General features: G+C 54.2%; 6 protein-coding genes. 1 reads left to right on the top strand and 5 read right to left on the bottom strand.

The window, feature by feature from the left end; translation table 11 throughout:
• Window positions 1–363 precede the first annotated feature (363 nt).
• Window positions 364–2,019 carry an apiosidase-like domain-containing protein gene (locus tag RB_RS18720; RefSeq protein WP_164922209.1) on the bottom strand — a complete coding sequence of 552 codons (1,656 nt, stop codon included), beginning with the start codon at window positions 2,017–2,019 and terminating at the stop codon, window positions 364–366.
• Between the two features lie 1,062 nt (window positions 2,020–3,081).
• Here RB_RS18720 and RB_RS18725 point away from each other — a divergent pair.
• Window positions 3,082–5,916: an FG-GAP-like repeat-containing protein gene (locus tag RB_RS18725; RefSeq protein ID WP_231845780.1), complete on the top strand. Its 2,835-nt coding sequence runs from the start codon at window positions 3,082–3,084 to the stop codon at window positions 5,914–5,916.
• Between the two features lie 312 nt (window positions 5,917–6,228).
• On the opposite strand, the gene RB_RS18730 is transcribed toward RB_RS18725, so the two are convergent.
• The 4 genes from RB_RS18730 to RB_RS18745 form a co-directional block, all read right to left on the bottom strand.
• Window positions 6,229–7,206 (bottom strand): DUF1559 domain-containing protein, encoded by a 978-nt coding sequence (locus RB_RS18730; RefSeq protein WP_011122173.1) that lies wholly within the window; start codon window positions 7,204–7,206, stop codon window positions 6,229–6,231.
• Between the two features lie 334 nt (window positions 7,207–7,540).
• Entirely contained in the window at window positions 7,541–8,314 is a 774-nt protein-coding gene (locus RB_RS18735; protein WP_011122175.1) for a M90 metallopeptidase family protein, read from the bottom strand.
• A gap of 28 nt (window positions 8,315–8,342) precedes the next feature.
• Entirely contained in the window at window positions 8,343–10,100 is a 1,758-nt protein-coding gene (locus tag RB_RS18740) for a redoxin domain-containing protein (protein WP_164922210.1), read from the bottom strand.
• A 217-nt stretch (window positions 10,101–10,317) separates the two neighbouring features.
• The gene (locus RB_RS18745) at window positions 10,318–11,310 is read right to left on the bottom strand and encodes an NAD-dependent epimerase (RefSeq protein WP_011122178.1); all 993 of its coding nucleotides are present in this window, start codon (window positions 11,308–11,310) and stop codon (window positions 10,318–10,320) included.
• Window positions 11,311–11,320 lie beyond the last annotated feature (10 nt).

An 11,320-nucleotide genomic window follows, 5' to 3' on the forward strand; every position in this document is an offset into this window, starting at 1 on the left:
CCCTGGAGCAGAATAACACGGCCCCATTTTGGCCAACGGCCAAATTCAATTCGAAACGTATGGGTTGATGTTGGCCGTTGGCCAACCAGTCCTCTTCGTTCTCGATCCCAGGGGCGATGCCCCTGGCTTCGATGTGGATGGCCGTTGGCCAACAAACGCCAATTGCAAAAAACGCAACTTCAAAACGCGCGAGCAAGGGACGCCCCCAACTCCCACGACGGCCCCATCCGGGGCGAAACCCAGACGCCAGCCACCATTCATTTTTCGAGCGTCCCTTGCAGCGACACAGGCCATACCGAACGAAGCGAACTGCAGCAGGAGACATTGTTTTCGGCGCCCAGCCAGGCTCCCTAACTCGCCACCTCAGTTCGCTGTGAACACCAACACACGTGGCTCACCCGATGAGTCACTCTTGGCTTGGGCGGTCTCTTTGTCCTCGAGCGTCCCCTCTGCCATGACCTTTCCGGTTTTCGGATCATAAACTCGGTACGATCGCGGCACGTCCTTGCAGAGAATCGCCGAGTTCCCACCTTCAGGCAAATACAACACGAACAGCTTGCCCGGGACCAGCAATCCGCGCCGTCCATAAGTGCAGTCCCAATTTGGCTCCATGTTGGCAAGCGGCAAACCCTCCAAAATTTTCGCGGCGATGCCGGGGTACTTGGAACCTTCGAAGTCGAGGGCTTCGCGCCAACCTGCTCCTGGAGCGGTGCACCAATTCGCGTGACCAGGCTCGTTGGCATCGAGCCGCCATTGCCACAAACTGCCGGCTCCGTAGACCACTCCCATCGTGCCACCGGCGGTCAGATTGCACCACGCTTCGTGGCCCTGCCACCAGCCGGCTCCATTGCCGGTACGACCAATGTTCTCATATGTGGGTTCGCCATTAGCGACCGCTTTGACAGGACGGTTCCGCCACATGTCAGCGACACGTTCAGCGACATGCTCGCCCCCGTGCCCCGTTTGACACCACTGAAAATCCAACCACGCTTTCTCCTGATGCGTGCGATTCTTCGCATGGGGTGAATAGTGAATTCCGGTGGGCTGTTGGTACGCATCCCACTTCTCGATTTCCGTTCCCGCAGCATCAAGTTGCTCGACGATGGAAGCTTTCTCGGCTGGCCCGTCTCCTCCCACCAACCAAATCGCCGGTCGGGCACCATAGCGAGCGACGAGGTAGCGGCAATACCGAGCGTAGTCTTCGGCGCTGACCACATTGCCAGCCGTGCCGCCACCTTTCCATCCGTACCCATGAAAGACAGGTTGATAAACAGGAGCGATCCCATGGGATGTCAGCACATCCACTAACTGGTCAAACGTCTGAAAGTACTCGGGATTCAGTTTCGTCAGCGTCCCCTGGGGGAGATCCTCAAAGCCAACATCGAAACCCTCCGCTTCGGTGCGAGAACGCGGCCCTTTGGTCTTCAGGTCGGGTTGCACCGTCATCAACAACACGGCGTTGTACCCTTTGGCATGCCGGTCTTTGGCATACGTTTTCACTTGATCCACCGTCGCTCGCCATGGCAACGCCCAAGCCGTGTCAGCGCAAAGCAGTCTGGCGGTACCATCCGCGTGAACCAAGTTTCGTCCGTTCTTGGGAACACTCCAAAAACCATGCTGCGTGAAAGCAGTCGGTGCATCGACCTTCGACTGAACCGCCGCGAAAGAACCGGTTTTTCCATGCAGCCCAGAATCCTCACCGCCGTCGGCTGACTTCCAATGCCAGCGACCGGATGAAAGCGGTGACGCAAACCGCACACGGAATGTTTGCCCGCCATCCCAAAACATCTGTCGACGAATGACGGTCCCATCGTCGTGAGTGAAATCCACCCAAGCCTCCACGTCCGTGTAAGGATTGGTGGCTTCCTTTTCAGCGGTGAACTCAAGCTCGACTTCTTGCCATTGCTGACACCCTGTCACGACTTCCGTCGCATTGGCATCCCTCGCACCAAAATCACCAACGCCAAGACAGACAGCGAAGAGGAGCAAGACAACAATCGAACGATGTTGGTAGGTCATCAATTTGGCTCCGAGATTCTTTAATGGTTCACCGTGTATTCGCAGAATTCTCCGTCAATGAGATTCACCATGCAAGACAATCATCCTTGCCATTAGTTTCGAGGGCACTCTTCGCCCTAGGTGATCACAGAGGTTCTTCACAATCACAAAGCTCAAGAGATCCGCACGTAGATTGAACACATGGATCGCGAAGTCCGTTTGCTCCAAGTGTGGCGAGGATGGTCTGTGCCATCTCCAAGAGGGATCAGCGCCGCCTGAACAATCGTGTCCCCTTTGTACGGCGAAGAACAAAGCTGCCACTCGTCGCGTCTTTGCGATTCAAAAGTCCAGTGGTATCGATCCAGACGATTGAGATCACGAAGACGGTCATCAAAACCAAGTTGGTTGACATGTCACTCGATTGTTCGTTTCAACCAAACCAAGGCCGTCCAACATTGACGGGAAAGGCAACGGATGGTCGAGCCACAACGGGACAGTCGTTTTGATTTCAGAAAACACGAAAAACATTGGTGCTTCAAACACCCGAGTCCATCCCAAAAGTCCGCCCACGACGAACCAGGTAGCTCATTGAAGCGAAAAACGCTCAGAGTTCGCATTTACCCACGTGGTTCCTACGACTGACACTTTGACTGCCCCCCTTCCGTGATTTCGTTTGATTGCAGCAGCAGCGACAACTCGACTGCACTATCGCGACACTGAAATCCACATGAATCAGTCTTCTTCAAAGGTCTGTAAATGAGTCGAGAGCGTTTGACGCTGCATCAAGACGACCACCTACCTCGCCCGTGGAATGGACGATTTGTTGATTCAAAATGGACTGGATGGAAGGCTCTCACGACGTTTTTGATCTTGCCTTTGTTGTTCGGCTGCAACTCGGATCGATCATCGTCGCCGCGAAATGAAAGTGGACAGGCAAGCACCACGAATTCTTCGAGCCCACTTTCCGAAGACACAAGCGTGGATCCGGATCTGGCATCGAATCCGCTTGCCTCAGAACCAGTGTCGGCTAAGTCGAACTCGACCGCGAAACAGTCTCCGGACGCGAGCGTCAACTCAGAAGCAATGCCGTTTCCTGCTGAACAAGTTCAATCATTGATCGCGGAAGGTGATCTTCGCGGTGCCGAGAAGATTTTGCATCCGTATTTGATTGCCAGTCCCGACGACCCTATCGCGTTGTTCACACTTGCTCAACTTCATGCGGCATCAGACGATCTAGAGACGGCCATCAAGACACTCCGACATCCGGCTATCCAAGAGTCCGATGCAGCGTTGCCAGCTTTGGGAACAACGGCTGATTGGCTCGTACAACTCGGGCGTCCAGAAGAAGCCGCGGACTGTTATCGCCAAATGCTTCGCGTTGCTCCCGATGCCGTGATGATTCACCGCCGCTTAGCAGGCCTGATGATTCGAATGGGTCGTCCGCAACTCGCTCAGGGTTCTCTGAGACAGTTGTGCCGCAGCGGTGATGTGCGTCGACCGGAACTCGCTGCGTTAATCTCGATCTCTCAGGTCGACAGCAGTCGACCGATCGGTCCGATTGCCAAAGCACGTCAACTGGCTAAGCAACATGACTACCAAGGAGCAGCGGATCAATTGGCATCCCGCCCTCCAACGCAATACCAGACATCGGATGTGGAGGCATTTCACACCCGCATGTTGGCCGAGCTTCAACAAGACAAAATGGTGGAAGAGCGACTGGCACAAGGTCGCGTCGACCAACAAGCCTATTCGGACTATTGGGCCGCGCTGGGCATTCACTCACTTCGACGAAAGAACTTCGAAGCTGCCATCTCAGCATTCTCCAATGCCGTTACCATCGACCCGACGGACGCCAGTTCTATCCAGAGACTCAGTCAGACCTACCGCACGTCTGGCAAGATTCAATTGGCTGACCAACATCACCAAAGATTTCGTCAGGTTCTCAAGACAATTCGACTGAGCAATCAAATTGCGGATAGTCCTTCCGAGGACACGATGCAAGAACTTGCCGACGCACTGGACTCACTCGACCGACCATTAGAAGCCGTTTTGTGGCGGACCATTGCGGCGAGTCGCCAAAGCGATTCGGCTGACCAAGTGCGTGCGTTGGTGGAACAATTTTCCAGCATCGCCCAATCAGGCAATGCCTTTCCGCCGACATCACTTCCAGATGCAAAACGAAACATCATCTTGCCGGACTCCGGCACGACCCCCAATCGATCCAATCAGCCACGGATCGCGTCAGGCAATCGTTCATACGATTGGCCCTCACCACCTGAAACGGCAGTTTGGCAAAACATCGCCGGGGATGTTAGTTTGAATCACCAATTTCGTGTCGCGAAGGAACCGCAGTCCAAGGCGTTTGCGATCTATCAATCGCTCGGTGGTGGTATTGCGGCGATCGATTTTGACCTGGACGGTCGCTGTGATCTCTATTGCGCACAAGGAGCCGCTGACCCGCCAGACTTCCAATCGGACGAACCCAATCCGCTGTACCGGAACATTGAGACTCAGGTAAAAGACATCAGTCAGTGGGCAGGAACTGGCGAAACCATGTACACACTAGGTGTCACGGCGGGCGACTGGAATCAGGATGGGTTCGACGACCTAGCTGTGAACCAGTTCGGTTCCGTTGTCCTGTTGACCAATCGTGGCGATGGCACATTTCAACGCAGTGTCCTGCTTGAAAAGCCGACCACTTGGCTTCCTTCATCGATTGTCATCTCGGATATCAACGCGGACGGCCTGCAGGATCTGATTGCCCTGGCGTATGCCGACAGCGAAGAGATTTGGAAGAAGCCGCCGGTCAACGAAGAAGGCCGCCCCACTTACTTGATCGGACCGGCTAGTTTTGCAGGAGCCGCCAACCTCGCATTACTTGGGACTCCAACTGGTTGGGAAGACGGTTTTAATGAAATCCGTGCATCCGAAGAAACAGTGACCGACACATCGTTGGGAATCATTGTCGGACTGGATGTCGGAAAAACAATTGCTGGAAAGAATGCCTCAGACGTTCAGGTCAACTCAATCTTCGTTGGGAACGACCAGCAAAACGATCGTCTTTGGACGCATTCCAACGTCGCCCAACACGGATGGGAGGAAACAGCGATGGTTCACGGTTGTGCGTTCGGAAGTTTTGGAAATCCGTCGGCATCAATGGGAATCGCCGCCGCTGATTTCAATCAGGATGGGCAGGAGGATTTGCACATCACCAATTTCCAAGACGAACCGGCCTCGCTTTTCTACGGATGCCGCTCTGGATATCGGGACCATTCCATCGGAAGCGGACTTCATCGGCATAGCTTCAATGTGCTTGGATTCGGCACCGCGGCGTTAGACTTTGACCTCAATGGTCTGCCTGATTTGATGGTGACCAACGGATACATCGATGATCCCGCCGAACAGACTCCACCGTATGAGCAACCCATGCAGTTGCTCGTTCGGCAGGACAAAAAATATCAGCTGCAACCGGTGTCTGATTCAAGCGGCTATTGGTCGCGACCACATGTGGGCCGGGCAATGGCTCGATTGGATTTTGATGGCGATGGTCGCGATGACGTTGCCATCACCAATTTGAATGAAAATTCGGCGATCCTACTCAACCGCACGGAGACCGCTCATCATTGGATTCGCGTTTCCTTGGTAGGCAAAACATCCACTCGGAACGCCGTGGGTGCGGCAATCAAGGTGATAGGCAAGGATCGCACCTACACACATCGCGTGACCTCAGGGGATGGTTTCCTTTGCCGTGACGAACCGGAAATGACGATTGGTTTGGGACACCAAGAAGACAATGTCGATGTCGAAGTTCGGTGGCCAAACGGAACCCTTCAGCATTGGAACGACGTCGAGATCGATACGTCGTGGATGTTTCTCGAATCAGAACCCTCGGCCTTCGAGATGCCAATCCACCAATAACTGTTAACATTGCCTCCATGACAAGCTCATGACCTCCGCAACGTCATGATCCAAAACGAAGAACACTGGAACAGAAACCGCACCCGCACTTGAAATCAAAGCAGTCGCTACTTGGCTGATGATTCGAACGGCTCCAGCAGTTCAGTTGGCGGTGACCAATCCAGCGGAAAGACGAGACCATTAGGTGAAGGTCGTGGCGCATCACATTCTTTTCATCTTCGTCCGAGAGCGTGGAGCCACCTGAAGGGCATGTTGCTGCTTGACTGCACCAACGCATGAAAGCACCAAGCAGCCAGGTCAATTGCGATTTATTCACAAAATACCGTTGAACGACTCTCGCCCGTTGATGGAACCGATTGCCTTCCAAAGGTCAGGATCAATCTCGCGAGTTAACGCATGTACTGAACCATCAGCAAAGACAATTCCGAATGTCGACCGATGATTGCTTGAGGGCGAGTAAAGCCCAGAGACAGTCGAACCTCGATTTGTGCAGTTGGTTGCCAGATTGGGAATCGAATTTATGATTCGTGTGATACCAAGTGATCCGAAGAGCCATTCTGAACCAAGGCCTCTCGAACGTCGTTCAAGATACTCACTTGGATTTTCACCGATGACAATGCATTCACTCGTGAATGCGTCTAGCTCAGTTTCTACGTCGTATCGCTTGGACGTCTTGAATAGCGAAGTTTGCCATCCGTACGCTGGCTTGCTCTTCGGAGAAACGACCGGGGTGGTCGCACACTCGGTTATCACGGCAGTGTTGGACTGACCATCGGTGATGCTGGCCATTCGGATGAGCTTGCCATCCTCCGGTGTCCCAACGATGACTCCATTTTCGACGCCAGGCAAACCACCACCAGCGATGAATAAGTAGTTGGTTGGTCCTGTCGCAGCGATTGTTCGCTGGTCAGGTGTCACTCGACTGGGGCACAGAAACACAGCCGGTGCAAATCTCAGTTCGGGAGCCTGATCGTGGAAAGAAGCGTCGAAGTTCATCTTTTCGAACAACGCACCTTCCTCGACTTGTGGCAGCAACCGGGCATGAGCGGAGATCCCGTCGAAACTTGTGCCGGGTGGAAACGATTTCCAGGTTGCTTCATAGGCTAGAAGTGCAAGACCAATCTGACGCAGGTTGTTGTTGCACGACGCGTTTCTGGCCGTCTCTCGGATCGGCATCACTGCCATCAATAGAAGTGCGGCGAGAACCCCAACAATGCCGATTGCGACCAGCACTTCCACGATCGTCATCCCGCAAGTTTGTCGGTTGACATCATTTGTTTGGCTGGTCATCGCGGCGTTCTCGGAAAGGATCTACATGCCATTTTCTTGCATTCCTGCAAGGGCAACCCTCGTGCCACGTTCGCCTTGCATGGCTCATGGGGGTGGAAGTGTTCGGCAGCACTTCGCCCCCAAAGGGCAATTGGCAGCCCCAGAGGACTCTTCAGCGTGCATCGGACCTACAGTGACGCTTTCAGCAAGCGATTTTGCTACATGTTGTCCTTGATCCTGCCCGCTGAAGGAACTGCCTGCATCCCTCGCATCAACGCATGTTTTGCGGGCAACTCCAAGCAAGGTTTCGCGGCTCGTCAAACAGGTACATGGAGGAACATCTAATCTTTCCAACCTACTTGCTCGAACGTTCGCCCCAGAGACGGCCGAGAAGGTCGTGCAGCGTGGGGTCGTGTTGTTTGAGCTCGGCTCGCACGAAAGGGAAGAAGTCGTTGCGATAGAAGTAAGCTTCCGTGCCTTCGGCGAAGTATTCCTTGTGGTTGCTCAGTCCGTAGTGGCGGACGTTTTGACCAGTGTACGACAAAACGTTTTCGTATCGCTTCGTCAATTTGGCTTCTTCGAACGCGGCGATGATTTCCGGTTGATCGAAGCCCAAGAATTGATCGTGGTAGGCATGCGCTAACTCATGCAAGATCACCGCGGGATGCTTCAGCATTTGCTCCTTTGACAGCAACTGATCCGCTCGTGGAATGTGAACCTTCTTCGTCAGTCGCTCATCGTGCCCATTGCCCAGCAACCAACCGCGGCTAGGGTGATATTGCATGGCCGCCAAGCTCGGATGCTCTTTTTCGATCCAAATTTCAACCTGTTGCAACTTCGCAAGTGTTGCTGGACGGAGCAGAATCTGGATGCGTTGCAGATGGTTGGCAAGCATCGCCAGCGAGCGGTGTTCATTTCCGGAGGCACCGTCACCCGAAGCAGCTTCACCCAAAAGAACGGGTTCGATGTGCACCATCCAGCCTTCGATCTCACGTACAACTGGATCGAAACGAGCGGGCGATCTGGCGGTGTCATCGTCTGCCAATGTCGGCGTCAGGACCGCCAAACAGAGAAATGAGAGACCAACCAGCCTCCCGGGTAAAAGCATTCGCGGGTCTTGGTTCATCATTGGCTCTTCGAAGGTTCGACTGCCAAAGTCAGTCGGCCTTCACCACGTCCATGAAGCCGATCATCATTTCATTCCAACTTTGGTCGCCCCATCCAACGGTCTTGGAAGGATCGGGGTTGCTCAGATTGTATTCCGAGTTGTCAAAGACCGCGCGGCAGTGGACGACGGTCCCCCGAGGTAACTTTCGCGGTTCCTTCAAGATGTATTTCATCTGCCAGTTAAAATCATAAGCAGGAACGTCCAGCAAAATTTCTTCTTTGCCATCGGGGAAGTGCGCCGTGTAACGAAATGCTTTGCCACGCAGGTGCATGTGCGGTGTCATCCCAAGAAGCTCGACGTCCCTTCGCACGGTGTGCTTTGCCGTCACCACGTGATCGGATTTGCCCGGCGGAATTCGAAACTTCGTTTCGACAGCGATGGCGCCTTCCAATTCTTTCTTGACGTTGGCTTTGTCGGTGAACTTGACCCCGATGTACGACAGGTCGCTTTGAGCAGTGCCGTTGGGCGTGTAGTGCATCTCAAACAACAGCTTGCTGCCGGCTTCCGCATGAATCGCGACACCGTCATCCAAATCAACCGGCGTACTGCCAGGAGCATACCCCACCAGCACCTTTCGAAGATCGATATCTCTGCCACCCGGTGGGATCACATAAACCAAAATGTGGTGAACAACCGCTCGGTTTTGAGGGCGTGCTTCGCAAGCGACGACGTACTTGTCTTCGTCCCAACCCGGATCGATCACGAATCGTTGGTAGTCGACCACACCTTCGGCGGGCACATCAAACGGCTTGTCTCGCATCTGGATGATTTGATCAGGCTCGTCAATCTGCCACCCCGAGGTGAACACGGGCGGTTCAGGCAGGTCCGATGGATCCCCCTCGGGCATCCCACCATCGACCCATTGTTCAATCGATTTTTTCTCTTGTTCGGACAACCTCGCGTCGTTTGCGAACTCGCCATGTGCCGGGTTGGCCGACCAAGGCGGCATACGATTGTTGCCGATCACTTCGAGGATCGTGTCTTCCCAACCTTGTGTGTCATCGTAGCTGGTCAGGGTGAACGGCGCGATCTCGCCTTCCCGGTGACAAGTGACACATCGTGAATTGAAAATCGGAGCGATGTGTTTGGTGTAGGTAATCTCGCCCTGCTCAGCGACTTGTTTGGTTCGACCAATGTGGCAACCAACGGCCTCCGTCTTCGGTTGCGAAATCGGTTTTCCGGCCAGCAGTTCTTCCACCGCGATGGCCAGATCAGAGCGAGTCTTTTTGTCGCGAGCGTAGCCGACTCCGTATTGGTCATCGATCCGGCCGTGGTAGCGAACGACGCGATTCGCATCGATCAAGAAAACCTCGGGGGTCCGTTCTGCTTTCATCGCATCGGCGACAACGTTGCCTTTGTCCTTCAGCATCGGAAAGGCGATTTCGTGACGATGCACGTAAGCTGCCAACTCGGTCAGGCTGTCTTGTTTGTTCGAGTTGATCCCGATGACCTGCAGGCCGCGATCGCCGAATTCCTCTTGAAGATCATTCAGCCGCGGACCATACAGTTTCGCCAATGGGCACTCCGTTCCGAGGAAAACAATGGCGGCGCATTCCTTGCCCTCGAAGTCAGTCAGCGATACGGGTTTGCCATAGGCGTTGGGCAGCGTGAACGTCGGCACCTGCTCTCCGACCGGAGACGCGTCCGAACCTTCGGATTGGCGCCCCGTCGCGGCGTTGGCCAACGGAATCCAAGCGTTTCCCAAAATCAGGCAAGCGACTGCGAAACAAACCAAACGACGATGCATCAGAGACCTCGGACGGAAAGAATCAACGGGCACCAATAGTTTCGCTGAAATGCGGAGGGTGTGTCACCCGCAGTTCCGTGTCGAATTGTACGGGGAACCTCGTCCGCGTGCCGGGAAGGCCGATTTGGATGCCTTCGGGCGGAATGGAGGAGAATCCGAATTCTGGCGAATCGGGCCACGGGATTTGTAAAACCCAATGCTCAAGACGCGGCGGAAACTACGGCAATTCGAGTTCGCTCGACCATGGCTGGTTCTCACGATACCAGTCCACCGAGGCAGCGAGTCCCTCGTCCAGTTCCACTTTCGGTGTCCAGCCGATCAAGTCATTGGCTTTGCTGATGTCAGCCGACGTGATTTTGATATCTGCTTTGTGGAAGGTCTTGTGTTCAACCTTAGCTTTTTTGCCCAGCAAGTTCTCTAGTCGACCGATGATATCGTTCAAAGAGACCGGTGTCCCACCGCCGCCCAAGTTGATGACTTCATAGCCAACGGGCTTCAGTGCCGCGATGGTTCCCGCAGCGATGTCAGACACATACGTAAAATCGCGAGACTGTTCGCCATCACCGAACAGTTCAATCGGCGTCCCTTCATCGATCCATTTGATGAATCGGAAAATGCACATGTCAGGACGTCCAGCGGGACCGTACACGGTGAAGTAACGGCAAACCGACACATCGATGTCGTACAAATGATGATACGAGTACGCCATCGCCTCGGCGGCCTTTTTACTGGCCGCGTAAGGTGAGATCGGAGTGTTGACGGGAAGCGTTTCAATGAATGGCATCGGTTGACCAGCGTACAACGACGAGGTCGACGCGAGCACGTACTTCTTGACGCCGACTCGCTGCATTTGATCGAGCAAATTCAGACTGCCCATCGCGTTGGTCGTCATGTAAACGTGCGGGTTTTCCATGCTGTATCGCACGCCGGCACGAGCGGCCAAGTTCAGCACCGCATCAAATGAATTTTCATCGAAAATATGTTGCAAAGTCGATTGATCTTCGATGTCACCTCGCACAAAAGTGAACGCACCACCCTGGGAGGTCAGTTTCTCCAAACGGTGTTCTTTCAGTCGCACGTCGTAGTAGTCATTGACGTTGTCAATTCCGACCACGCGATGGCCCGCCGCCAGCAACTGCGAAGCGACTTCATTGGCGATGAAGCCAGCGCAGCCTGTGACCAGGAACGTTTTGGGAGACGAATCGGACATCGGTTCGGGG

This window comes from Rhodopirellula baltica SH 1 (genome assembly GCF_000196115.1).
GTDB classification, from domain to species: Bacteria; Planctomycetota; Planctomycetia; order Pirellulales; family Pirellulaceae; genus Rhodopirellula; species Rhodopirellula baltica.

Excerpts from the sequence above, each read along its gene's own strand:
- RB_RS18720 (WP_164922209.1), bottom strand. The coding sequence starts at position 2,019 with ATGACCTACCAACATCGTTCGATTGTTGTCTTGCTCCTCTTCGCTGTC.
- RB_RS18725 (WP_231845780.1), top strand. The coding sequence starts at position 3,082 with ATGCCGTTTCCTGCTGAACAAGTTCAATCATTGATCGCGGAAGGTGAT.
- RB_RS18730 (WP_011122173.1), bottom strand. The coding sequence starts at position 7,206 with ATGACCAGCCAAACAAATGATGTCAACCGACAAACTTGCGGGATGACG.
- RB_RS18735 (WP_011122175.1), bottom strand. The coding sequence starts at position 8,314 with ATGATGAACCAAGACCCGCGAATGCTTTTACCCGGGAGGCTGGTTGGT.
- RB_RS18740 (WP_164922210.1), bottom strand. The coding sequence starts at position 10,100 with ATGCATCGTCGTTTGGTTTGTTTCGCAGTCGCTTGCCTGATTTTGGGA.
- RB_RS18745 (WP_011122178.1), bottom strand. The coding sequence starts at position 11,310 with ATGTCCGATTCGTCTCCCAAAACGTTCCTGGTCACAGGCTGCGCTGGC.